The organism is Rhodococcus sp. 114MFTsu3.1 (assembly GCF_000383555.1).
Classification (GTDB): Bacteria; Actinomycetota; Actinomycetes; order Mycobacteriales; family Mycobacteriaceae; genus Rhodococcoides; species Rhodococcoides fascians_E.
This window is the reverse complement of record NZ_KB911545.1, coordinates 431757-455160: the sequence shown is the minus strand read 5'-3', so window position 1 is coordinate 455160 and position 23404 is coordinate 431757. Positions and strand designations below refer to the sequence as shown.

General features: G+C 64.4%; 20 protein-coding genes and 1 pseudogene. 4 read left to right on the top strand and 17 right to left on the bottom strand.

The genetic code is table 11. The features are described from left to right. Positions 1-28: 28 nt before the first annotated feature. On the bottom strand, positions 29-1126 hold the full coding sequence (locus H292_RS0105125; RefSeq protein ID WP_020110696.1) for an ABC transporter substrate-binding protein: 1098 nt from the start codon (positions 1124-1126) through the stop codon (positions 29-31). A gap of 248 nt (positions 1127-1374) precedes the next feature. Here H292_RS0105125 and H292_RS0105120 point away from each other — a divergent pair, with 248 nt between their 5' ends. Then, complete coding sequence (locus H292_RS0105120) at positions 1375-2463, top strand: acyl-CoA dehydrogenase family protein (protein WP_020110695.1); 1089 nt, start codon at positions 1375-1377, stop codon at positions 2461-2463. Here the strand turns inward: H292_RS0105120 and H292_RS0105115 are convergent. Genes H292_RS0105115 through H292_RS0105080 form a run of 8 tightly spaced genes read right to left on the bottom strand, consistent with a single transcriptional unit; the run spans position 2460 to position 11903 of the window. Further along, positions 2460-3515, bottom strand: coding sequence for an LLM class flavin-dependent oxidoreductase (locus H292_RS0105115; RefSeq protein ID WP_020110694.1), 1056 nt, complete (start codon positions 3513-3515; stop codon positions 2460-2462). The genes H292_RS0105120 and H292_RS0105115 overlap by 4 nt on opposite strands. Before the next feature lie 34 nt (positions 3516-3549). Continuing rightward, a complete protein-coding gene (locus H292_RS0105110) occupies positions 3550-4548 on the bottom strand; it encodes an aldo/keto reductase (protein WP_020110693.1) in 999 nt (332 codons plus the stop codon). Between the two features lie 39 nt (positions 4549-4587). After that, positions 4588-5832 carry an NtaA/DmoA family FMN-dependent monooxygenase gene (locus H292_RS0105105; protein WP_020110692.1) on the bottom strand — a complete coding sequence of 415 codons (1245 nt, stop codon included), beginning with the start codon at positions 5830-5832 and terminating at the stop codon, positions 4588-4590. Then, on the bottom strand, positions 5829-6758 hold the full coding sequence (locus H292_RS0105100; protein WP_020110691.1) for a TauD/TfdA dioxygenase family protein: 930 nt from the start codon (positions 6756-6758) through the stop codon (positions 5829-5831). The genes H292_RS0105105 and H292_RS0105100 overlap by 4 nt, the downstream gene beginning before the upstream one ends. Further along, positions 6755-8428 (bottom strand): ABC transporter ATP-binding protein, encoded by a 1674-nt coding sequence (locus H292_RS0105095; RefSeq protein ID WP_020110690.1) that lies wholly within the window; start codon positions 8426-8428, stop codon positions 6755-6757. The genes H292_RS0105100 and H292_RS0105095 overlap by 4 nt, the downstream gene beginning before the upstream one ends. A gap of 1 nt (position 8429) precedes the next feature. Continuing rightward, complete coding sequence (locus H292_RS0105090) at positions 8430-9293, bottom strand: ABC transporter permease (protein WP_020110689.1); 864 nt, start codon at positions 9291-9293, stop codon at positions 8430-8432. After that, on the bottom strand, positions 9290-10237 hold the full coding sequence (locus tag H292_RS0105085) for an ABC transporter permease (protein ID WP_020110688.1): 948 nt from the start codon (positions 10235-10237) through the stop codon (positions 9290-9292). The genes H292_RS0105090 and H292_RS0105085 overlap by 4 nt, the downstream gene beginning before the upstream one ends. 13 nt (positions 10238-10250) lie before the next feature. After that, entirely contained in the window at positions 10251-11903 is a 1653-nt protein-coding gene (locus tag H292_RS0105080; RefSeq protein ID WP_020110687.1) for an ABC transporter substrate-binding protein, read from the bottom strand. 265 nt (positions 11904-12168) lie between these two features. On the opposite strand from H292_RS0105080, the gene H292_RS0105075 reads away from it, so the two are divergent. Both H292_RS0105075 and H292_RS0105070 read left to right on the top strand, forming a co-directional pair. Beyond that, the gene (locus tag H292_RS0105075; protein ID WP_020110686.1) at positions 12169-13314 is read left to right on the top strand and encodes a PLP-dependent cysteine synthase family protein; all 1146 of its coding nucleotides are present in this window, start codon (positions 12169-12171) and stop codon (positions 13312-13314) included. 114 nt (positions 13315-13428) lie between these two features. Next, the gene (locus H292_RS0105070) at positions 13429-13812 is read left to right on the top strand and encodes an STAS domain-containing protein (RefSeq protein WP_019663918.1); all 384 of its coding nucleotides are present in this window, start codon (positions 13429-13431) and stop codon (positions 13810-13812) included. Between the two features lie 119 nt (positions 13813-13931). Here the strand turns inward: H292_RS0105070 and rho are convergent. The 6 genes and pseudogenes from rho to H292_RS0105035 form a co-directional block, all read right to left on the bottom strand. Continuing rightward, a pseudogene (gene rho / locus H292_RS0105060) lies at positions 13932-15032 on the bottom strand (transcription termination factor Rho); the annotation flags it as partial. A gap of 193 nt (positions 15033-15225) precedes the next feature. Continuing rightward, a complete protein-coding gene (locus H292_RS0105055; RefSeq protein ID WP_020110683.1) occupies positions 15226-16680 on the bottom strand; it encodes an amidohydrolase family protein in 1455 nt (484 codons plus the stop codon). Positions 16681-16756: 76 nt separating this feature from the next. Beyond that, positions 16757-17161, bottom strand: a complete 405-nt coding sequence (locus tag H292_RS0105050) for a hypothetical protein (RefSeq protein WP_231383765.1) — start codon at positions 17159-17161, stop codon at positions 16757-16759. A 78-nt stretch (positions 17162-17239) separates the two neighbouring features. Then, positions 17240-18232, bottom strand: a complete 993-nt coding sequence (locus H292_RS0105045; protein WP_020110682.1) for an alpha/beta hydrolase — start codon at positions 18230-18232, stop codon at positions 17240-17242. Between the two features lie 162 nt (positions 18233-18394). Beyond that, a complete protein-coding gene (locus tag H292_RS0105040) occupies positions 18395-19714 on the bottom strand; it encodes an outer membrane protein assembly factor BamB family protein (protein WP_231383764.1) in 1320 nt (439 codons plus the stop codon). Then, positions 19711-21090, bottom strand: a complete 1380-nt coding sequence (locus H292_RS0105035; RefSeq protein ID WP_020110680.1) for a hypothetical protein — start codon at positions 21088-21090, stop codon at positions 19711-19713. Before H292_RS0105035 ends, H292_RS0105040 begins: the two co-directional genes overlap by 4 nt. 52 nt (positions 21091-21142) lie before the next feature. On the opposite strand from H292_RS0105035, the gene H292_RS0105030 reads away from it, so the two are divergent. Then, positions 21143-21487 (top strand): hypothetical protein, encoded by a 345-nt coding sequence (locus H292_RS0105030; RefSeq protein ID WP_020110679.1) that lies wholly within the window; start codon positions 21143-21145, stop codon positions 21485-21487. Between the two features lie 52 nt (positions 21488-21539). Here the strand turns inward: H292_RS0105030 and H292_RS0105025 are convergent, their stop codons facing one another. Next, entirely contained in the window at positions 21540-22244 is a 705-nt protein-coding gene (locus H292_RS0105025; protein ID WP_020110678.1) for a hypothetical protein, read from the bottom strand. Between the two features lie 26 nt (positions 22245-22270). Further along, positions 22271-23188 (bottom strand): SMI1/KNR4 family protein, encoded by a 918-nt coding sequence (locus tag H292_RS0105020; protein ID WP_020110677.1) that lies wholly within the window; start codon positions 23186-23188, stop codon positions 22271-22273. Between the last annotated feature and the right edge of the window lie 216 nt (positions 23189-23404).

Here is a 23404-nt window from a genome sequence, read left to right as displayed (position 1 = left end):
GCAGTTCACCTGTTCCGATCCGTGGTGGTCATTCTTCGAGTCCCTCGATGTCGACCAAGTGGGTCTTGAAGATTCCGTCGTTCTGTTCCTCGGTGACGATTTCGGTGTTGAAGTCCTGGGACTCGATCAGGTCGGCCGACGTGGCGTACGGGTTGAACGCGTTGGTGGCGATGTCCTCGGGCTTCAGGTGCTCCGAGCCCGGCAGCGGTGTTCCGACTTCTTCGACCAGGTCCCACCACAGTTGCAGGCTTGCTTTGTCGAGCAATGCATTCGGTGCGTAATGCCAGTTGGTGGTCTGCTCGACGGGGTAGCCGGTGGTCTTGCCTGCGATCTCGGCGGACTCCTTGGGGTGTGCGTTGGCCCAGTTCGCCGTGCGGGCGATGACACCGACGAATGCGCGTGCAGCGTCGGGGTTTTCCTTCAACCATTTGTTGCTGGCCACGTACGGGGCTTGGCCACCGAGCGGACCCCAGTCCTCGTAGGAGGTGAACGCCTGGGTGAACTTGTCCGGCTGGCTGAGCAGAACTCCGATGAGCGGTGGGTGGAAGACACCGAGGTCCACTTCTCCGCGCTCGATGGCCGGTGCGATCAACTCGTTCTTGAGTTCGAGGAAGTTGACCTTGTCCAGGTCCACACCGTTCTTCAGCAGGTACCGCTTGAGGACGAGGTCGGTGCAGCTGTTGAAACCCGAGAGCCCGACGGTTTTGCCCTCGATCGCTTTCAGGTTGTCTCGCGTGATGTCGGAGCCCGCCTGGGTGAAGTACGACATGTGCGGTTCTTCGGGCAGATCGAGCATGCTCGACGCGATAGCCGTGAACTCGAATCCTTTGACCTTGCCGTCGATGTCGTTGTTGAACATGCCGGTGGCGATGTCGATGGCGCCCTGGTCGAGTAGCTGCACGGCAGGGACGGCCGTTGCGGGGCCGACGTATTCGGGCTTGACTCCGGCGTCGTCCCAGTAGCCGAGTTCGTCGGCGATGCGAACGAGGGACAGCGCAGTGGGTGAGTTGGCGAACCGGAAGGTGACGGCTCCGTCGTCGGCGGAGCTGGTGCATCCGGCCAATAGTGGCGCGGCGACGAGTACGGCGATCAGCGGCACCAATTTCTGGATGGAACGGATTCTCATGCCGATGTCCGCTGATGTGTTGTGGAGCTGCTCAAGACATTTCCTCTCGTGCACGTATGTCGGATTGGAGGAACCATAGACAACTCTGCATCCCGACCACCATGAATAGATTCATCGTGATTGCAGGTCGAAATTCGGATGAAGTAATTCTGTACGGTTTTTTGAAATCCCGAAGATTCGAATTGTCATTCGGAACCTTCGACTGAATTACTTTGGCTGTAGTACGCATTCGATTCGAAAGGTTGTCGATGACCGCCGCCACCGAAGTAACAACAGATCCGAGAACCCATCCGGTATATCGTGAGTTCGCCCGCCTCGTCGAGGAGGTCATCGCGCCTCGTGCGGTGGAGGTCGACCGCACCGAGGTGCCGAGATCGCACATCGACGCGTTGCGGGAGGTCGGGTACCACCGGTGGTTCGTTCCGGCCGAATACGGAGGTCTCGATGTTCCACGGGAGGTGCAGAACGCAGCGGAGGAACTTCTCTTCGGCGCGGACCCGTCGACGGCCACCATCGTCACCCAACACGGTGCACCCGTCGTACCGGCCATCAAGGCCGGGACGCCCGAAACACTCGCTTTGCTACCGCTATTGGCGACCGGAGAGTTGATCGGCGGAGCCGGGATGGGTCACGTCCGATCCTGGCCGCAGCGCCGAGGAACGATAGCCCGCAAGGTGCCCGGCGGATATCGCATCGATGGGGTGATCGGCTGGCACTCCGGCTGGGGCCTCACCGATGTGGTCTGGCTCGACGCTGTCGACGAGGCCCGCGAGGACTACGTGTTCGGTATCGCGCCGCTCGACCAGCCCGGCGTCTCCGGCCGAGTGTCGAGACTGACGGCCGTGTTCGGCTCACGGACTGCCACACTGACGTTCGAGGATGTATTTCTGCCGGACGAGTTCGTGTCCGAGGTAGTTCCGGTCGCGGAGTGGAAAGCGCGCGACGGAGTGCTCGGCCTGGACGCGCGACGGGCACTTCAGCTCGATCCGACGGTCGACCCCGCCACCGTGACGACGTATCCGCCGGTGGGTCCCTACGGTCTCGCCAGGGCTGCACTCGACGACGCGGCGGCACTGTTCCCCGACGACCGATCGTTGGCCGCCATCTCCGACGAACTGGAGCTCGCGTACGCAACTCCGCTACCGGATCCGCACTGGCGCGTGGTCCTCGACGAGATCGCAGTTCGTGCCACGACCGCGGGTGTTGTGGCACGCGGTGGCGTCGGGCTGCTCGAGGACGACATCGCGCAAGTACGAGCCCGCGCAGCTCAGTTCCTCCAGGTACGCGGGCTCGCCCCGGCCGTCCGGGCGGCTCATTTCCAGCGTTACACCCGCTAGCCCCTTGTGAGTAGTGGCAGCAGCTGGTCGCCGATGCGCGCGACCTCTCGGGCGTAGGGGGTGTCGGACAGCACGAAGTGGCTGACGCCAAGGTCCGCGTAGCGCTCCAGGGCCGCCGCGACTTCTGCTGCCGTTCCGACGAGCCAGGTGGTTCCGGCTCCGCCTCCGCCGTGCCTCCCGGGCGCGGTGTAGAGGTTGGTGTCGAGAACATCGCCTCGTTCCGCGAGGTCCAGAAGCCGCTGCTGTCCGGTGGCGTCCCGAGGATTGGCCGGGCGCAGCGGATCTTTCCGGCCCGCCATCTGCGCCACCTTGGCTTCGGCGTCCCGCCACGCTTCCTCGGCGGTGTCACGGATCAGAGTGGTGACGCGAAGACCGAACTGCAGTGGTTCGTGTTCTCGTCCCACTTTGTCGCTCAGCACCTTCAGGCGGTCGATGCGTTCGGCGACGCCGTCGAGCGGCTCACCCCAGAAGAGTTGAACGTCGGCCTCGGCGGCCGAGACTTCCTCCGCGGCCGCAGACGCGCCACCGAAGTACAGCCGGGGTCGGCCACCGTCGGGCAGCCGGGGAACGACGGTCGAGTTCTCCACCTGCCAGAATTCGCCGTCGATGCTGACGTTCTCCTCGGCCCACAACGTGCGCACGATCTTCAGGAATTCCCGCGTGCGGTCGTACCGTCGTGACTTGTCGAATTCTCCGTCGCCGTAGGCTCCCAGATCGTCGGTGCCACTGACGATGTTGACGAACACCCGACCTCGGGTCAGCGAGTAGAGCGTCGCTGCTGCGCTCGCGAAGTGAGCGGGCTGCCAGTACCCGGGCCGGATCGCGATGAGCGGGGTGAAGTTCTCGGTCCGCGCCGCGAGAGCGGTGGCGACGGTGAAGGTGTCCGGCCTCCCCCATCCCGTTCCGATCAATGCTCCTCCCCAGCCGTGCTTTTCGGCGAGGAGAGCCTGCTCGACGGAGAATTCGAGCGTCCCCCAGCCGTCGACGGTGTCGTCGCCTCGGTGGCCTGGTGAGGTCGTGTTGGGGATGTACCAGAGGAATTCGCGGCTCACGTGAAGGTTCTCCGTTTCGTCGTGCGCGTGGGTGTCAGGAAGGGAGGGGCGCTTCGGTGCCCAGGTTCTCCGGCTGAATCGAGCGATGCCCCGCCACCTGATCGGCCAGCTTCGCGAGCCTGGCTTCCTGATCCGCCGTCAACGTGACCGCCAGCGCACCCGCGTTCTCGCGGACGTACTCGGCGTGCCGCGTTCCAGGAATGGGCACGACGTCGTCGCCGCGTCCGAGAATCCACGCCAACGCCACCTGCGACGGTTTCACACCGAGATCGGCTGCGACCGCGACCACCTCGTCGGCGAGGGCTTTGTTGGTCTGGAAGTTCTCGTCGGCGAAGCGGGGGTGGTCCACCAACCTGCCCTTGATGTCCTCTTTGGTGTGCACTGCGCCGGTCAACCACGCGCGTCCCAGCGGGGAGAAGGGCACCAGCGCGATGCCCAGTTCTCGCGCGACGGGCACGGTGGATGTCTCGATGTCCCGGCTGAACAGTGACCACTCGCTCTGAATCGCTGCGATCGGGTGTACGGCGTGAGCGCGGCGGATGGTGTTCGGTCCTGCCTCGGACAGTCCGATGTGGCGGATCTTGCCGGCGTCGACGAGTTCCTTCAGCGCGCCGACGGTGTCCTCGATGGGGACCGTCGGATCCACGCGGTGGAGGTAGTAGAGGTCGACGTGGTCGACTTCCAGACGTCGCAGTGACGCGTCGATGGCGGTCCGGACGTACTCGGGGCTGCCGTCGATTTTCGCGTTCGGATTGGTCTCCCGGTCGAGTGGGTTGCCGAACTTGGTTGCGAGGACCACCTTGTCGCGTCGACCCTGCAGCGCTTTGCCGAGCAGGATCTCGCTGTGTTCGGGTCCGTACACGTCGGCGGTGTCGAAGAACGTGATGCCGGAGTCCAGTGCCGCATCCACGACGTCGGTGGCGGCACGTAGGTCCTCGGGGCCGGAGCCGGTGCGGAAGCTCATGAAGCCGACGCCTGTCCGCGAGACCACTGGTCCGTCGGTGCCGAGCTGTCGTGTCGATGTGTCCGTCATGTCTTCTCCTTGTTTGTTGTCGATCGGTCGGTCGCGATGTCAGCCTGTGTGTTGTGCGAAGTTGTCGCGCAGCGTGGTTCCGGAGTATTCGCGGCGGTGTACTCCGCGTTCCCACAGCAACGGAACGATGTGGTCGGCGAACTGCGGCAACGACTCCACGAATACCGTGAACCCGTCGGCCGCTCCGCGCTCCGTCCACCCGATCAGGTCGTCGGTGATGGACTCCGGGGTGCCGAAGACCCGGCGATGACCGCCTCCGCCGAGGACGATGAATCGGCGGAGCGTGAGGTCGCGGTTGCTGCGGGCGAAATCGGCTCCGCCCTGGGCGAAGCCGATCGATCGTGTGTTGTCGGTGACCGCCACCTGGGGTGGTACCGGTCCGTCGAGGTCGATCTCGTCCGGGTCGAGGTCGAATCTGGATGCGAAGCGGTGCAGCGCATCCGTTCCGTCGAGTGCGTTCTCGGCGTCGTGCAGCAGGCGATCCACCTCGTTCGTGGTACTTCCGACGGAGAAGAAGATGCCGGGCAGAACGAGGACGCCCTCGGATCCACCGCGGGTGTTACGGGTCTCCTTGTTCAGTCGCTCGCGGTAGTCCCGGGACGCGTCTTCCGTGAGGCCCACCGAGAACACCGCGTCGGCGAATCTGGCTGCGGTCTCGATTCCTCGATCGGACCCACCCGCCTGGAACAGCACCGGTCTGCCCTGCCGGGAACGCGGTAGTTGCAACGGGCCTGCGACGGAGAAGAATTCGCCGACGTGGTCGATGGGCTCTCGTCGGAGATTCTCCAGGTCCCAGTTCTCGGTGACGTCGTCGCGCCACGAATCCCACAGCGCCAGAACCACCTCGGTGAATTCGTCGGCCCGACGGTACCGTTCCTCCCGCGGCGGTGGTTCGCCGCCGCCGAAGTTCCGCGCGACGGTCGGGTCCATCGTGGTGATGATGTTCCAGCCGGCTCGGCCGTGGGAGATGTGGTCGAGCGACAGAATCGACCGAGCCAGCGCGTACGGCGTCGAGTAGGTCGTCGACGCCGTCGCGACGAGACCGACGTGCTCGGTCTCCCGGGCGAGCGCCGGCAGCACTGTCAGCGGATCCAGGTACGCGAAGCCGCGCCCGCCGGGAGGAATGCCCTGCGAGTCGGCGAAGAACACCGCGTCGAGCCTCGCCTGCTCGGCGAGTCGAGCCGAGCGGACGAAGTCGTCGATGTCGACGAACGGATGCGTCGCGCCCGGCCCTTGCAGAGCGCCCGGGATGAGATTGGTGGTGAAGCGCAGGTACCGGCTCATGCGCCGTGGAACGGCTCTCCCGAGACTGCCTCGGACTGTCGTCCGTCGACACCCACCGGTACGTCCCCTTCGAGCGTGACGCGGTAGAGCACTCGGTCGTGACCGAGGTGCCCGGCGTCGGCGATCGCGAGGTGAGCGGTTGCGCGGTTGTCCCAGAACGCGACACTGCCGGGCTTCCACTGGAATCGGACCGTGTACTCGGTCTTCGACGCCTCGGCCCACAGCAACTCGAGCAGCCGCTCGCTCTGGTCCGGGGTGAATCCGCGGATTTCGCGTGCGCCGCGAGTGAATCCGGGGCTGACGAACAGCGCACGCTCGCCGGTCAGTGGGTGGACTCGAACAGCCGGGTGGTAGGCGACGAGGTTGGCTTCCTTTATCTTTCGGTCGCGCTGGCTGCCGGCGGCTGCTCGTGCCTGGAACTGGTGCTTGATGTCGAGTGTGTCGACGAAGTTCCGCAGTTCCTTCGGTAGGTTCTCGTACGCGGCGACGAGGTTGGCCCAGGCGGTGTCACCGCCGTAGGGCGGGAGGATGTCCGCCCGCAGGATCGACGCTGCCGGCGGGTTGATCAGGGCGGTGACGTCGGTGTGCCAGCTGTGGTCGTAGGACGTGCGTTTGCGGCCGAGGTTCTTGTCGTAGCGCCTGCTGTCGATCGGCAGGATCTCCGGGAATCCTTCCGGCGGGTTCTCCTCGTGCGGATGAGCCGGGGTGACCTTGCCGAACTTGCGGGCGAACGCGACCTGCTCGGCGTGCCCGATCTGCTGGTCGCGGAAGAACACGACCTTGTACTGGTTCAAGGCGCCCTGGATCTCGGTGACGGTGGCGTCGTCGAGGTCGTCACGGAGGTCGACGCCGGTGATCTGCGCGCCGATGTAACCGGCGACGGGAACGACGTCCAGGCCTACGGCTGTGTCCGGTGAAGCGGTCATGCTGTGTCTCCTTTTTCGTTGGGCTCCCAGGTGGGGATCGATCGGACGAGCTTTCGGGTGTACTCGCTGGTGGGCGCCGAGAACACGTCCTCGGTGCGGCCTGCTTCCTGGACGACTCCGCGGCGCAGGACGGTGACCGTGTCAGAAAGCTGGCGTACGACGGACAGGTCGTGCGAGATGAACAGGTAGCTGACGCCGAGCCTGACCTGTAGCTCGATCAACACCTGCAGGATCTGTGCCTGCACGGTGACGTCGAGCGCGGACGTCGGTTCGTCGAGCACCAGTACTTTCGGGCTCAGGCTCAGTGCCCGGGCGATGGCGACTCGTTGTCGTTGGCCTCCGGACAGCGCGCGTATTCTTCGGCGCAGGAACGTCTGGTCCAGTCCGACGAGATCGAGTACTTCGACCGCGCGTTCCCTCCGCTCGGTTCGTGAACCGATCTTGTACCGCACGAGCGGTTCCGCCACGAGTTGCTCCACGGAATACGTCGGGTCGAGCGAGTGGAAAGGGTTCTGGTACACCAGCTGCAGGTGCCTGCGGGCATCACGCAGTCCGCGTGTACCGAGGTGGGAGATGTCCTGTCCGGCCACGACTATCTGTCCGGCGTCCGGTTCCTCCAGTCGCAGGACGAGCCTGGCCTGGGTCGACTTGCCGGAACCCGATTCGCCTACGAGTGCGTGCGTCCGGCCTGCCGGGATCTCGAAGGACACACCGTCGAGAGCTTGAATGCGGTGCCGACCGACGTCGAAGGCCTTGTGGATGTCGACGACCGACAGGGCGGGTTCGGTATCAGGCAGGGCGCGTTCGGCCTTCGCCGCTGCGAATCGATCGGGGTCGATGCTGGGAATGTCGCCGATCAGGTTCCGTGCGTACGTGGACTTCGGATCGGCCAGGACCTCCGCCGACGTTCCGGACTCTTCGACTCTGCCTCGGTTCAGCACCACGACGGTGTCCGCGCGCTCGGCGGCGAGTGACAGATCGTGGGTGATGAGCAGAACCGACAGGTCCCGCTCGGTTTTCAACCGATCGATCAGGTCCAGGATCGTCTTCTGGATGGTGACGTCGAGCGCCGACGTCGGTTCGTCCGCGACGATCAACGCAGGTCGCTGCGAGATCGCGATACCGATGAGCACGCGCTGCAGTTGACCGCCGGACAGTTGGTGCGGGTACGAGTGCAGCGCCCGCTCCGGCGTCGGGATCCCCACCGAATCCAGCAGTGCGACAGCCTGATCGTGAAAGTTCTTCGGCTGTGCGTATTCCGGGAGGCCGGAGGATCGGAACGCCTCGAATATCTGGCGATCGATCCGCCGGACCGGATTGAGCGACGCCGTGGGATCCTGCGGCACGAACCCGATGCGCCGTCCGCGGATTCGTCGAAAGTCGCGCTCCCGCAGCCGCAGGATGTCCCTCTCTCCGAACTCGACCGTCCCACCGACGGCAACGCGGTCGCCGAGAAGTTTCAGAACGGCGCCGACGACCGTCGACTTGCCGGATCCCGATTCGCCGACGATCGCCACCGTGCTTCCGGCTCGAACGTCGAACGAGACACCCGAGACCGTCGGGTGATTCAGGTTGCCGTCGTACGCTACCGCGAGATCACGGACGGCCAGCAGTGGTGCCGGGTCCGAGATCGAGTGAGCGTTCTCGCGCAGTTCCGCCGTTGCCGTCATGTCACCTGTCCTTGTTTCCGATGGACTTGCTGAGTTGCTGGAGAGCGAGCACCGACGCCACCATCACGACGCCCGGGGCGTAGACGAACCAGGGGTACCGGTAGAAGAAGTCCTTCCCCTCGGCCACCAACAGTCCCCAGTCCGGGCTGGGTGGCGGGTTGCCGTAGCCGAGAAACGCGAGGGCGGACACGTTGATGATGGCGAGCCCGAACTGCAGGACTGCCAGCGCCAGCACCGATCGATACACGTTCGGGAGTACGTGTTGGAACAGGACCGTCAGCGTGCCTCCGCCGATCAGCTTCGAGGATTCGACGAAGGCCGAGTTCTTCACTCGGAGCGTTTCGGAACGGATGAGCCGGGCGAACACGGCGATCGACGAGATACCTACGGCGATGGCGGCATTGACGCTCGCGAACCCGAGCGAGACGACGACGATGACGGCCAGCAGGAAGCCGGGGATCGCGAGCAAGGTGTCGATCACGCGGCCGAGGACGGCGTCGACGCCGCGCCCGAAGAATCCGGCGACGAGCCCGACGATGCTGCCCGCGACCGATCCGATGGCCACCGCGAGCAACGCGGTGAGTACGGCCGACCGAGTGCCGTGGATGACGCGGGTGAGAATGTCGCGGCCCAGTTGGTCGGTGCCGAACAGGTGGCTCCAGGACGGCGGCAGGAACTTGTCCGCGGTGGTCCCGAGGTATGGGTCCTGGCTGGTGAACAGGCCGGGTGCGATCGCCCATGCCGCGATCAGCAGGACGAACAGCAGCGCGGCGACGGTGTAGCCGTTGCGTGCCTTGGTGGCGGATCCGAGCACGGCAACCGCTCCCGTGACGGTGGCGGTGCGTGGGCGGTCGAGGATGCTCATGCCGTCACCGTCCGACGCAGGCGCGGGTCCAGGACGGGATACACGAGGTCGACGACGAGGTTGATCGCGAGGAACAGCACCGCCGCGAGTACCACGGCCGCCTGCAACACCGGCACGTCCTGCTCGCCGACGGCTTTCTCGACGACGCTGCCGACGCCGTTTCGGCCGAAGATCGCTTCGGTGATGATCGATCCGCCCAACAGATCGCCGACGATGATCGCGGTGATCGTCAAGGTCGGCAGCGCCGCGTTGGGCAGCAGGTGCCTGGTCAGCAGTTCGAATTTGCCGATTCCTTTGGAGACGGCGACGGTGGCGTACTGCTCGGACCGCGCGGTGTCCAGCGCGCTGATGAACACCTGTGCGATCGGCGCCGACGCCGGGATGGCGAGGGTGACGGCCGGGTAGATCAGCGAGTCCACGCTGCGGAAGTCGCTGAGTACGAACAGTCCGAGCTGGAAGGAGAACACGTTGATGACGACGAGCCCGATCAGGAAGTTGGGCAGCGACAGGAAGAGCGACGGGAATGCTCGAAGGATCCCGCCGCCGAATCTCGTCGGCAGGAAGAACGCGCCGACGGCGACGGCGGCTGCGAACACGATCGCGATGACGAATGCAGTGCCCGCGAGCTGCAGGGTGGACGGAACTCCCGACCACAACAGCGTCGACACCGGAAGGTTGGATGCATACGACAGGCCTAGATCACCGTGCAGCAGTCGTTCCAGCGCCACCCACAGCTGCTCCCAGGCCGGGCGGTCGAGTTTGAAGTAGACGAGCATCTCGGAGATTTCGTCGGCGGTGTATCCGTATTCGGGGTTGCTCAGCCTGCCGGACACGGGATCGCCCGGCAGCAACGTGACGATGACGAACACCACGATGTAGACGAGAAACACCGTCAGCAGAGCCTGCCCGATTCTCGAGAGCGCGTACCGCGTCGTGTGAGACAAGAGAATGAAGTCCTTACGTCGTTCGCCGGTTCGACTCGTCGATCCAGGCGTCGTAGAAGTTGATCAGCCCGAGACCGTCGACACTCAGGTCCTTCAGGTGGTTCGCGGCGCCCCAGGTCTGACGGAACTCGTGGATCGGTATGTACAGGGCGTTGTCGATCACGTACTCCTGCACCGCCTTGGACGCGTCGATGCGAGCGGGCTCCGATGTCGCCTGCACCAGCGTGGTGAGCAGGCCGTCGAGTTCCTCGCCCGGGGTCTTGAACTGATTGGCTTGCGAGCTGTGCCACCACCGCCACATCTCGCTCTGACTGCCTGCAAGCCAGTGGTTCTCGTACAGCGGCACGTCCGGCTGGGCCGTCACGGTGTTGTAGTTGGAGAAGTCGGTGCCCTTGATCTCGAGCCGAACCCCGATCCGACGCCAGTGCTGGGCGACCAACTGCAGGTCGGCCTCGGAGGTGGTGATGAACACCGAGGGGTAGATCAGCAGGCTGAGCTGCTCGCCGTCCTTGACGCGGTATCCGTCGCTGTTGCGGTCCGTCCACCCCGCCTCGTCGAGCAGACGGTTCGACAGGTCGGGGTCGTACGCGAATCTGTCGCGCAGATCCAATGTCCCTGGCACGATCTCGTTGAACGTCGACTTCGCTTCGGTCCATGCGCCGCTCGGGTAGTTGGTGGCGATGATGTCGGCGCGGTCGACGCCGTGGGTGAGCGCTCTACGCACTCGGATGTCGTCGAGATGTGCTGCGGTCAGGCGGAGTTGAAGACCCCAGACGCTGCCGAAGAACGTCGGTGCGATGAGGGTGAATCCGTCGGTGACGAAGGGCTCCTCGGTCGGTTGGACGTAGTGGATGATGTCCACCTGGCCTGCCTGGAGTGATCCTCCGCGCAGCGAGGGTTCGATCACCTGCTGCACGGTAATCTTCTCGAGGTAGGCCGGGCCGTCGTGCGCGGTATCACTGCGCGGCCAGGAGTAGTCCTCTCGGCGGCGTAGCACCACCTCCTTGCTCGGGAGCCATGATTCGACGACGAACGGCCCGGTCCCGAAGATCTTGCTCAGATCGGACTGATCGGCGAGGCCGGCGTCGATCGTCGCGGGGGCAAGAATTCCGACGGTCGTCCACGCCCCGAGTTTCTGGATGAAGTCACCGAACGGTTCGGTCAGGCGGATCGTCACGTCGTACTCACCCGTCGCCTCCGCTACGTCGTAACTGGGCGGGAAGTACGCGGCTCTCGGGACTCCTCGCCCCTTGTCTCCCGTGCCCAACAGGTTCAGGTTCGACGCCACCGCGGCGGCGTCGAGCTTCTCGCCGTTGGAGAAGGTGACGCCCTGCCTGATGGTCAGGCCGAACTCGGTGCGGTCGTCGTTCTCGGTGAATCCTGTTGCCAGGTGCGGACGGAACACGCCGTCGGCGTCGTAGTAGAACAGCCTCTCCACCACTTGGTTCCACACCTGCGCCACATGCCAGGATCCGGTGCTCTGCTGCTGGTATCCGTCGATCAACTTCTCGTTGAGGTACGTGACGGTACCGCCGGGTGTCGGGGAACCCGATGCCGCAGCACTCCCGGTCGGAGTGGTGGCGCCGCCGCATGCAGCCAGAAACCCGGTACCGACCAGCGCAGCCCCGAAACCGAGGAAGCGGCGTCGATCGAATTCGTGAGTCATGTGAGGAATTTCTGGCCCTTTCAGGATGATTCGTGGCATCGCCGGGGGAACGCACTCAGTGTGGGGTCCGTCGCCGCGAATACCAACGAAGTTCATCTACCGAAATGGTCAATTACAACTTAACGATGCGAATTCGGGCCTCCTACCTGCACGTTCGCCGCGACCGTCCGAAGGCAAGGGATGAAATCATGGTGAGCGTTACACGCTCTGGAATCATGCTGAGTGGAACTCGTGAATTCCGTGATCGAAGGGGTTACGTTGTGCGATGGCCGTTGTCGCAGCGTCGACCAGCTCGGCCTCGAACGTCATGGAGGTGGACGACATCACGGATCTCGTAGCGGACCAGGTGATCACGACAGCACCGTCGGAATCCGTCCTGGGCCTCATCGGAAACACACCTCTGGTGGACCTGGGAGGACTGGGATCCAGCACCGAGGCAACACTTCTGGGCAAGGTCGAGTTCGTCAATCCCGGAGGATCGGCCAAGGACAGAATCGCGGCGTCGATGATCGAACATGCCGAGCGCGAGGGTGCGTTGACCCCCGATTCTGTGATCATCGACGCGACGTCGGGCAACACCGGCGCCGGTCTTGCGATGATCGCGGCCGCCAAGGGGTACCGAACCATCCTGGTGGTGGCGGACAAGGTGTCGCCGGAGAAGATTTCGGTTCTTCGTGCGTTCGGGGCGGAGATCGTCCTGACCAGCGCCCAGTATCCGCTCGGCCATCCTCGAAACGCCCGTACCATCGTGACGCGTCTGGTGGAGCAGGTGCCGAATGCGTGGACCTCGGCGCAGTACGACAACCCTGCCAATCCCGCCGCGCACTTCCGCGGGACGGGGCCGGAACTGTGGGAGCAGACGGAAGGCCGGATCACCCACTTCGTGGCCAACATCGGAACCGGTGGAACCATCAGTGGCACAGGGCGTTATCTGAAGGAAGTATCCGATGGCCGGGTCCAGATCATCGGAGCCGATCCCGTCGGATCGGCCTATTCGGGCGAGGTCACTCCGTACTACGTGGAGGGTGCGGGCCGCGCGATGCCCGACGGCGACTGGCCGACCACGTACGACACCGACATCGTCGACCGCATCATCCGGATCGACGACGCCTCCAGCTTCCGCAGCGCTCGGGCGCTGGCTCGCAACCATGGGCTGCTCGTCGGGATATCCTCGGGAACGGTGGCGGCTGCGACGGTCGAGTTGGCGCGCGATCTGCGGGCGACGGACGCGGTCGTCTCGTTGCTCATCGACTCGGGTCGGGGATACCTGGGCAAGCTGTTCGACGACGCGTGGCTGACCGAGCGGGGACTGCCGACTCCGGCCGACGAGGGGTACTCCGACGTCGTCGACGTGCGAGACGAGGGTCGGGAACTGGCCGCCGACCTGGCCCATTTGGCGCCCACCTACTGACGTTATCGTTTCGTTATCACTCGGTGATGGCACCGTGATGGAACGATTTACGGCTACGAGACCTTCTGCTGCGAGAGTTGACCTCGACGAACTCACGACGCGAAGGCAGAGAACATGATCACTGCAGCACATCCACTGTCCGTCGACCTTGCTTCCGACCCACAGGAGCACGCTCCTCGGTTCACGATCGACACCGAGTCCTACTCCTCCGACTTCGCGGTGCTCCGGGCCACCGGCGAGCTGGACATGACCGCACGCTTGCCCCTGATGGACAGCATCGAGGAGCTCACCTCCGAGCATTCGGACGTCCGCGTCGACCTGTCGGCTGTCACGTTCATCTACTCCGGAGCCGCCAGCGTCATCGTCGACGCGGTCACGGCATCCACCGCCGAGGTTCGAATCTTCGCGCCGACCAGGCCCGTGCGCATGATCCTCGATGTCCTCGGTGCCGGCCACCTCATCGTCGACAGCCTCGACCCGCAGGAGTCGCAGCGATGACAGGCAACGACGACACCGGACCCGAGGAACGCGACGAGCAGCCGAGTACAACGCCGGGTACATCGTTTTTGCAGATGTTCCTGGAAGCGGAGAACTCTCCGGGGCAGAACTGACCGCATCTAGCGAGCAGTGACTGCGCGCGTGAGGAATTCGTGGTTGGACCGAGTTTTCGCGAGTTGCGTGACCAGTAGTTCGATTGCCTGCTGCGAGTCGAGGCCGCTGAGCAGGTGTCGGACTTTCTGTACGGCCGAGTATTCCTCGGCCGACATCAGTAGTTCGTCTTTCCTGGTTCCCGACGGGTTGACGTCGATGGCTGGGAAGATTCTTCGTTCGGCGATCTTGCGATCGAGTTTGAGGTCGGCGTTACCGGTGCCCTTGAATTCCTCGAAAATGACTGTGTCACCTTGGGAGCCGGTTTCGACGAGGGCTGTTGCGATGATGGTGAGCGATCCACCGTTCTCGATGTTGCGGGCGGCACCGAGGAAGCGTTTCGGCGGGTAGAGCGCTGTGGAGTCGATTCCTCCGGAGAGAATCCGGCCCGACGCGGGCGAGGAGTTGTTGTAGGCGCGCCCGAGCCGGGTGATGGAATCCAGCAGCACCACAACGTCTTCGCCGCTTTCGACGAGACGCTTGGCTCGCTCGATTGCCAGTTCGGCGATGGCCGTGTGGTCCGTCGGCGGCCTGTCGAACGTCGACGCGATCACTTCGCCCTTCACCGACCGCATCATGTCGGTCACTTCTTCCGGGCGTTCGTCGACGAGGACCACCATGAGATGGCACTCGGGATGGTTGAGCGCGATGGCGGCGGCGATGTCCTTGACCATTGTGGTCTTACCCGCTTTCGGCGGTGACTGGACAAGCGCGCGTTGACCTTTGCCGATGGGCATCACGAGGTCGACGATGCGGGTGGACAGGCGGTCGGGAGTGGTTTCGAGCCGCAGGCGCTGGTTGGGGTACAGCGGGGTCAAAGCCTCGAACTTCGGGCGCTTGTCCCCGGCGTCTCGGCCGTTGATGTCGTCGACGCGAACGAGTGCGTCGAACTTCTGGCGTGTTTTCTCCGGTGCACGTGCGGCGCCGGTGACGAGATCGCCTGTACGTAACCCTTTCTGGCGCAGGATGTTCGACGGTATCTGAACGTCGATGGGTCCTGGCAGGTAGCCGGTGGTCCGTAGAAAGGCTGTGTTGCCGTGGATGTCGACGATGCCGGAGACCGGGCGTAATTCCGATTCCGACACCGTATTCGATACAGGTGTGGCGTGTGCTGTGGTCATGAGTCTCTACTTCCGAGATTCGCGCGAAACGCGATGTGAGCGGGAAACGAGAATTTCCCCCGATAGGTCCTCGACGCGGACCGTATCGGTCGGCGGAGAACTACCGCCAAGCTACATCAGCACTCCGGGTTCCACAACCCCCTCAGAAACCTGCCCGGTCACGCAGGGTGCGAATCGCCTGGTCGGACTCGGACAGAAGTGCCTCGGTGTCGACCCTGACCAATTCGTGGTCACGCTTGTGGACGACCCCGTCGATCATGACGAACGACACGTTCGACGGCCGGGCTGCTCGGACTGCGAGGCTGGTCGCGTCGTACATCGGGGCGGTGTTGAGTGCGTCGGCGTCCACCAGGATGATGTCCGCCGGTCGACCCACGGCCAGTACACCGGCTGTGTCGCCGAATCCGATGGACCGTGCGCCTGTGGCCGTGGCCCAGTCGAGGACGCTCGCGTCGGTGACGGTGCCCTGTTTCGTCTGCATTCCGCCGGGGAGGTCGGCCGTCAGTTTCATCACCTCGAACATGTCGGCGGTGCCGGACAGTACCGTGTTGTCCACCGACAGTCCCAGCGTCACTCCCGAATCTCGAAGGGCCGCAATGGGAGGGAGCCCGTAGCCCACCTGCAGCTCCGTCCACGGGCTGATCGACACCGCCGTTCGTGTCCGTGCGATGGTCTCGAGGTCGGCCGGTGTCGCGGCGGTCAGGTGAACCAGCTGCACGTCGGGTCCCAGCCCTCCCCTGGCGTCCAGCTTGGCGATCCCGCCGAGCGCCGCGGCGGCAGCGTCGGACGCCATGTGCGTCGTGATGGGAAGTCCGAGGGAACGTGCGACGTCCCATTCTTGCTGCCACACAGCATCTTCGGACCGATCGGGGCCGCGCGCGCAGATGCCGAGGGAGATGAGCCCGTCCGGGAAATCGGATGACCAGGAGCGTAGATGGTTCAGATCCATCGGCTGATCGGCGCCGAGATCCTGCGGGTATCCGTAGGCGAATCGCCCGCGCACTCCGGCTTCGGTCATGGCCTGAGCCTCGGCTTCGGCGTGCTCGGGGCTTCGGACGTTGTGGGCCCAGTTGTGGACGGTGGTGATTCCCGCCGACACGGCTTCGGCCAGTGCCAGCCGAACTCCGAGGGCACTGTCCGACGGAGTGAACAACGGCGAGATCGATGCCATGGACGGTGCGAATCCGCCCTTCGACGTCTGCCCGAAGCCTCGGGCGATGGAGTTCCACATGTGCCAGTGCGTGTCGACCAGACCGGGCATGACGATCGATCCGGATGCGTCGATCTCGTCGGCGCCGTCCTGCTGCAGCCCCGCGCCGATCTGCGCGATGCGCCCGGATTCGATCAGGATGTCTACATTGTTCAACTCACCGACGTTCAACTTACCGACGTTCGAATCTCCGACGCTCGAATCTCCGACGCTGGGGTCCATCGTCAGGACCGCGCGTGCGTTGCGGATCAACACCGCACCGGACTTCGCTTGATCGGTCTGCGTCTCGTTCGTCTGTGCCCGCGCGCAGGAGGCCAGGGCTGTCGATCCGCCGACCGCGGCCGCCAGCCCACCCAGTAGTGCTGTTCTCCGCGAAACTCCCGACATGATCGCCCTCTCTAGGTATGAATGTCCTTACAAATCAATATGGACATATCCACCAGAAAGTAGCCGTAAACACGTCTCACCGCTCGGCCCGACGCCTCCCCCGCACCATCGCGTCGACTCCGCCGACGGCGAGCAGTATTCCGAGCAGCGTCAATCCTGTGTACGCACGGGGCGCCCAGATGTCGAGAACGAGGTACTGCCAGAGCGTCCACCCGACGGCGACGATGCCGACGACGCCGGCGAAGACACGTGCACCGGGGATGTCGACGATCACCGCCGCCGCACACACCAGGGGTGCGATGCCGAGGGCTACGAGCACGAAGGCGCCTGCGTAGCGGTAGTCCCAGGTGTGCCATTCGGGGAGCATGTCGACGCTCAGGCCCAGGGTGCCGCCGTCGGGATCGGAGACCAGGGCGATGCCGTTGAACAGCCCTGCTGCGCCGAGCGTCAGCAGCACCGCTGCGGTGACGAACTTCTTCACACCTTCACCTTGCCGCATTCGGGCACAAAATTGCCCCCGACCCATGACGGGTCGGGGGCAATCCCGAGTCGAGGGAAATCAGATTCCCATGCCCTTGGCGAGCACCGGCCACGAGTCCTTCAGAGCCTGCTCCCAGTACGGCCAGTAGTGCGTGCCGACCGGCGGGAACTGGTACGTCGCCGGGATCCCGATGGAGTCCAGCTTGTTCTTCAGGTTGTGCGAGCAGAAGTTGGTGGCGCCTTCGATGACAATGCCGAGACCGAGGTTGATGACACCCTGAGGTCCGTTGCCCTCGGTGTAGTAGCGGATGTCCTCGGGCTGGGGGTTGCCGTTACCGCTGGAGATGTACAGCTCGGTGCCGCGGAGCTTCTCGGCGTTGACGACCGGGTCGTTCTCGACCCACGCCGGGTCGTTGTCCGGGCCGTACATGTTGATGGTGTTGCCACCCTTCCATGTCTCGACCGAGAACTTCACGAACTGACGGCCGATGGGATCGGCGATCTGTGCGCATCCGCTGTACGCCGCGACGGCACCGAACAGGCCGGGCTTGGCTTCGGCGAGCTGCAGAACCGAGGTACCGGACGTGGAGACACCGGCGATCGAGTTCTTGCCGGTGGAGCCCAGGGTCTCGTCGAGCAGGGGAGGCAGTTCCTCGGTGAGGAAGGTCTGCCACTTGTTGACGCCGAGGACCGGGTCTTCCTGCTTCCAGTCGGCGTAGTAGCTGCCCTTGCCGCCGATGGGGAGCACGAGGTTGACGTGCTTGTCGGAGAAGAACTCGAGCGCGTCGGTCTGCTGCTGCCAGCTCGCCGATCCTTCGCCTGCGTCGAGGCCGCTGAGCAGGTAGGCGTTGGGGGCGGGCTTGGACTCGTCCAGAGGGCGCTGAACCTCGACGGTGATGTCTTTGTTCATCGCGGCGGAGTAGACCTGAAGGTTCCAGTTCCGCCCGTCCTTGTCGATCGACGAGACTGCAGGCGCCTTCGCGGGCTCGGCCGTCGCGACGCCGCCGAGAGCGGTCATTGCCAGAGTGCCTGCCGCGATGAGTGCAGCGGCGCGTAGTGAAGAAAGCTTCATCTCGAAGTCGATTCCAGTTCCCGGCCGGTCCTGAGCCGTGTTAGTTCGTCCCCCGCACGCATGCGGCCTTCGTGTCCCTCGACACTTTATGTCTTCCGGAGCCCGCTGTTCGTTACTGGGTCGAATCAGACGAAATTCTTGACCTGATCGTGTCTGAAGTCCTCAGCGGATCAGATTCAACCTCGACTCGTTGACGACCAGCACTCCGGCGCCGGTTTCCTGGAGTGCGACTTGTTCGGATCGCCCTCCGGTGTTGCCGAGCAGGCCGTCGAGCGACACCGAGGCCCGACGGTGTCCTGTGGCGGGATCGATGACGAGAATGTCCTGCCATCCGACGGTGTAGGCGGATCCGTCGTACGCGGCGGTCGGCAGTACGGACTGTTGTTCGACGTCCGGTTCCCACAAGATCGCGCCGGTGCGCAGGTCACGGGCCGGGCCGTACATCCACATGACTACGCCGTCGACGATCGCGAGGTCGGAGACAGGGCTCTCCTCGTCGAATTCCCACAGCCGAGCACCGGTACGGGGATCGTAGGCTTTGCCGTCGAACAGGACGGGGTCTCCCGCACGGGAGTTGTCGACGGACAGACGCTGCCACACCTCCTCGTTCGCAGTGGCGATCACGTTCGATGCAGAGTCGACCAGATCGGTACGGAATTCGAACAGGTCCGAACAGCGTCTGCCGACTACGAAGAACGCGTCGCCGTCGCGCAGCTCACGGCTCCGCGCGCAGTCGGGAGAGTCGAAGGTGTCCACGGCTGCGCCGGTGCCGGCGTCGAACACCGCGGTTCCCGAGGTGAACCTGGCGACACCGACACCGACACCGCCAGCAAACTGCACGATGTCGCCGAACGTCGTGGAGTCGACCCAGGTGTTGTCGTAGGTGGTCGTCCAGTTCTCGTCGAGATCCGACAACGATCCACTGTGGACGCGGACGGTGTAGCCGTCCGGGTCCCCTTCGACGACGTAGACGTCGGTGCCGTCGGTCCCGACGCCGTGTATGTTCCATCGGGTCCCGTAACGCGTGAGCTCACCGTCGCCCGGGTCGATGGTGACGACGTCCGAGTCGCTGCGGCACAGTATCTTTCCGTCGAGCAGTCCCGTCGAGCATCGTCCGGTCCCGTCGGCAGGCGTCGTCCACCGAACAGCGCCGGACGCCGCGTCGATTCCGACGAACTCTGCCCGCTCGAATTTCTTCGAGTCCTGATTGGTGAGGCCGGCTTCGGCAACGAGCACGTCCCCGGCGTCGACGACACCGCCGAACACTTCACCGTACCTACCGCCTACGGGGTCCTCGAACGTCGCGAACTCGTTTTCGAGTACATCGGAGGCGTCGACGGTCCAGACAGCGCCAGGGGCGGTTGCCGTGGCCACCGAGGGCACATCGGACTCGTTCGTGGACGTCGAGACCAGGTACACGGCCGCACCGACCGCCACCACCGCGACCACAGCTGTTGCGGCCAACCTTCGGTGCGCGTTCACAGGACATCCAACCCGTCGGCAGTCGCGATGGCGATGAGTGCGTCTGCGGTGAGCGGCTCGTCGGGTTTCTCGGCATGCGACCGGACGTTCACCTGCGTACCCGACGGGTAGGTGACGGTCACGACGCGCGTCGACCCCCCAGCCGGGCCCGATTCCGGCGCAGGCGAATAGGAGTAGCCGTTCTCGTCGACCTCGAGTACCGCTCCGCTGTCCAGAGTTTCGGTTCTCATCGGCCGGTCGGCGTAGGACGGGTCGTAGACGTCGGGGACCACGGGGAGTTCGGCCCCGCCGGTGATCGTGACGGTCAGGTCCGCACCCGTGTTCTGTACATCGACGTGCGTGCACACTGCCGACGTACTGAAATCGACGAGCATCAGGCTGTCCAGTGCGGGGCTGAAGGACTCACCGATGTCGAGGTCTCCCAGCGCGTCGTTCAGCTCACCGGCTGTATCGCCGTCGATGGGCGGTCCGTCGTATTCGAAACCGAAGGAATCGGAGCACCCACGGGTCGGCTCGGGCGTGTCCGCGGGGACCGGTGCACTCACACGCAGTTCCGGTTGCTCCGCGATCTTTTCGAGCTCGGCGACGGTCAGTACGATGTCGCGATCACCGGTCCTGGTCGACGGAAAATTGGGCGCGTCCGACGCTGTCGCGGTCACCTGCGTTCCGTCCGGATAGTAGGCCTCGACGGTGCGAAAGTTCGTTCTGTCCGGCCCGTACTGGTACCAGGATTCGTTCACGTCCACCACCGATCCGTCCGCGGAAACACTTCTCTCATCGACCTGACCTGCCACACACGACGGCACCGAACCGTCGCCTTTCCGGACCGAGACCGCGAGCAGTCCCGACGTGTCGCCTCGTGCCATGTCGGCTGTCGCCGAGGCGAATCCTGGAGGCCGCGGTCCACTCGGATCAGCGGGAGACTGGGGAATCGGTTGGAAGATCAGAGAAGTGCGGCGGCTGCCGAACTGGACCTCGACCCTGTCCGGCAAGGCGGCAGCAACGGCGTCGGTCATCATCACCGCTCGCCGGCCGTCGTACCAGGGGTACTGCGGGTTGTCGTAGGTGTCGACGCTGGTCGAGATCTGGCCCCGGATCGCGGGCTCGGCAGGAGGTTCCACGGTGTCGCAACCTGGTATGGGCGCGTCCGCGTCGACCTCGGGTTCGAGGTAGGTCGTGTCCGTTGGTTCGGGCACGGGGATGGGCTCTCGGGTGGGCTCTCGGGTAAACGACGACGGGGCGGCCTCGGACTGCACCGTGTTCGGCGGAGACACCCGGTCGACGACGGCCGCAACGCACACCCCGAGTGCCACGAGGGACACGATCGTCAATGCGTCGGCCCAGATGCCTGCGCGGCGCGAGTCCAGTCTTCTCACCGGTCGAAAGTACCGGGTGCACGGCTGTCGGTTCCCAGGCAGGATCACGGGTATGAACACATTTCAGCGCGTCGCTGCTCGGTTCAATGCGCTTGTACGTCCGCTGTTGAACGCGCCGGTCGTCGGCAGATTCGTCTCGGGCACGATCACCGAGGTCACCTACACGGGCCGCAGATCCGGCAAGCAGTTCAGCGTCCTGGTGGGCTACCGTCGCCGCGGCGACGAGGTGATCATCGGCGTCGCAATGCCGGACAAGAAGAACTGGTGGCGGAACTTCTACCCCGACGGCGGCCCCATCTCCATCGACCTCGACGGCATCACCCGGACCGGCCACGCCGTCACCCGCAAGGACGGGTCTTCCGTCTCGGTGAAGGTGACACTCGATCCGCGCGCATGATCGCGTCGAGGGTCCAGCCTCTTGATCAGGCGCGGCTGGACCCTCCGCTGACTTACTTCTCGAACAGTGCATCCGGCAGTGCGGTGTCGACGCTCAGAATGTCGAGATCCCGGGCAGATCCCTCGGTTTCGAGGTAAACGCAGATCCCGGTCTGGACGTCCAGTCGTACGGTCGACGGTGGTCCGGGTATCCATTCGTCTTCGACGAACCCTCCCGAGAGCATCGGGCAACAGTCACATCGTGGGTCGTACGCGGCGGTCGGGGTGGCGATCGCTTCCCACGCCGTGCGGCCGTGATGGGTCACCACCCTCAACTGCGACAGATCGACCGTCGGGCCGGAGGTCGTGTCGTGGGCGGATCTGGCCAGTTCGACGGGGTTGAGCATCGCCACCCACAGGTAGTCGTCGAACATCGGGTCGTCCCACTCCACCGACGGGCCGTGCATCTCGGGCGGCACGCTCTCGACGAGACCGTCGGTGTCGTACACCGGAACCACTGTGGACGGCCAACGTCCCTGCACCGGCAGCAATGGGCCATTGTTGCTCCGCGTCATGGCACCGTCGAACGGCCTACTCGCCTTGTGCACGACGACGCGACCGCCGTTCTCTTCCACCCGCATTGCCCCTGGCCGACGGATCCACGCGTGGACACCGGTGTCGAATCGGTCTGGCGAACGGGTGAATTCGACGCTCGTCCACCGCCACGGCGACGACTGCGCGAGGCGGCGGAACTGCAGAATGGACGGGTTCTCGATCACCAGTTCATCCTCGCAGGCCCCGCCACCTATTTTTCGTACGTCCAGTCCAACTGACCGTCGACGACGCTGGGGACCCAAGCACCTGCGAACTTTCGGCCGGTCTCGAGTGCGTCGGCGAGGTCGGTGAGCATGGCGCTCAACGAGATCCATCGGGGACCCTGATCGTCCGCGCCGACCTTGTCGAATCCGGTGACACAACCATGAAGCGGCCCTGGCCTGGAGTCGATGAACAGAAAGTTTCCGTCCACTCCGGCGAACGGCAGGAATTCTGGGAGCCATGTCCCCACTCGATCCCCGGCGTCGGATTCCTCGGGCACATCCTCTTCGAACTCCCCCCATACCTCCAGCTCGACCTGACGTTCGTCGATCACCTGCTCGAGACCGAACAGATCATGCGACGGCAGCAGAGGAAACCATGCGTCCGACGCCAGTCCGTCGACGTGACCGAAGAGCTGCTTCAGCTCCTCCGGCCAGGTCGTCTGGGTCCGGGCTTCGGCGTCGTCGATGAGGTGCTGAGGCGCACCTGCGGACGGCACCTTCGTGTGGTGCGTAGTCAACCAGCGAGAGATTCGACCCCACTGCTGCGCGACGTCACCTGCCGGTGTCGAGAATTCCGTAGGCTCCCGCGGGGCAACAGAAGCCACGGGAGCAATCGTGGCAGCATATTTCGCGGACCGCTCCTGTACGTAGTCGATTGCGGCCTGCACCCTGCGGCCGAGCTCGTCGTCGCTCAGCGAGGTGTCACCGAACGGCACGGTATTGCCGGGCTGGTCGTCTATGACGACGTTTCCGTACGTTCCGACGATCGTCCCGTCCGAGGCACGTGCCATCGCGCGTCCTTCCGCGACGATCATCCGGATTGCAGTCTCGCGATCGGGTGCGTGTCCACTCGACAGTTGCGCCCGCTTGGTCGTCGGGTTCAACACCGAGACATGCCATTCCACGACTTCTCCTCAATTCGATTGCGACGAGCCTATCGCATCTCGACTCCTCGCACTGATGTTCGAAAGCTTGTCGGTGGCACCGGGTAGTCTTCTCACATGCTTTCAGGGGGAGATTCAGAAGCAATGGCTCAGTCAACGATTGTCACTGACACACAGCCACATTGGCGAGCATCCGGTGACGGTGTTCCTGTCATCGGTCCCTCGTCTCTCCGCGAG

Coding starts and splice junctions, on each gene's coding strand:
- H292_RS0105110 (WP_020110693.1), bottom strand. CDS start 4,548: ATGACGGACACATCGACACGACAGCTCGGCACCGACGGACCAGTGGTC.
- H292_RS0105100 (WP_020110691.1), bottom strand. CDS start 6,758: ATGACCGCTTCACCGGACACAGCCGTAGGCCTGGACGTCGTTCCCGTC.
- H292_RS0105055 (WP_020110683.1), bottom strand. CDS start 16,680: ATGTCGGGAGTTTCGCGGAGAACAGCACTACTGGGTGGGCTGGCGGCC.
- H292_RS0105125 (WP_020110696.1), bottom strand. CDS start 1,126: ATGAGAATCCGTTCCATCCAGAAATTGGTGCCGCTGATCGCCGTACTC.
- H292_RS0105080 (WP_020110687.1), bottom strand. CDS start 11,903: ATGACTCACGAATTCGATCGACGCCGCTTCCTCGGTTTCGGGGCTGCG.
- H292_RS0105075 (WP_020110686.1), top strand. CDS start 12,169: ATGGCCGTTGTCGCAGCGTCGACCAGCTCGGCCTCGAACGTCATGGAG.
- H292_RS0105090 (WP_020110689.1), bottom strand. CDS start 9,293: ATGAGCATCCTCGACCGCCCACGCACCGCCACCGTCACGGGAGCGGTT.
- H292_RS0105045 (WP_020110682.1), bottom strand. CDS start 18,232: ATGAAGCTTTCTTCACTACGCGCCGCTGCACTCATCGCGGCAGGCACT.
- H292_RS0105030 (WP_020110679.1), top strand. CDS start 21,143: ATGAACACATTTCAGCGCGTCGCTGCTCGGTTCAATGCGCTTGTACGT.
- H292_RS0105070 (WP_019663918.1), top strand. CDS start 13,429: ATGATCACTGCAGCACATCCACTGTCCGTCGACCTTGCTTCCGACCCA.
- H292_RS0105105 (WP_020110692.1), bottom strand. CDS start 5,832: ATGAGCCGGTACCTGCGCTTCACCACCAATCTCATCCCGGGCGCTCTG.
- H292_RS0105095 (WP_020110690.1), bottom strand. CDS start 8,428: ATGACGGCAACGGCGGAACTGCGCGAGAACGCTCACTCGATCTCGGAC.
- H292_RS0105120 (WP_020110695.1), top strand. CDS start 1,375: ATGACCGCCGCCACCGAAGTAACAACAGATCCGAGAACCCATCCGGTA.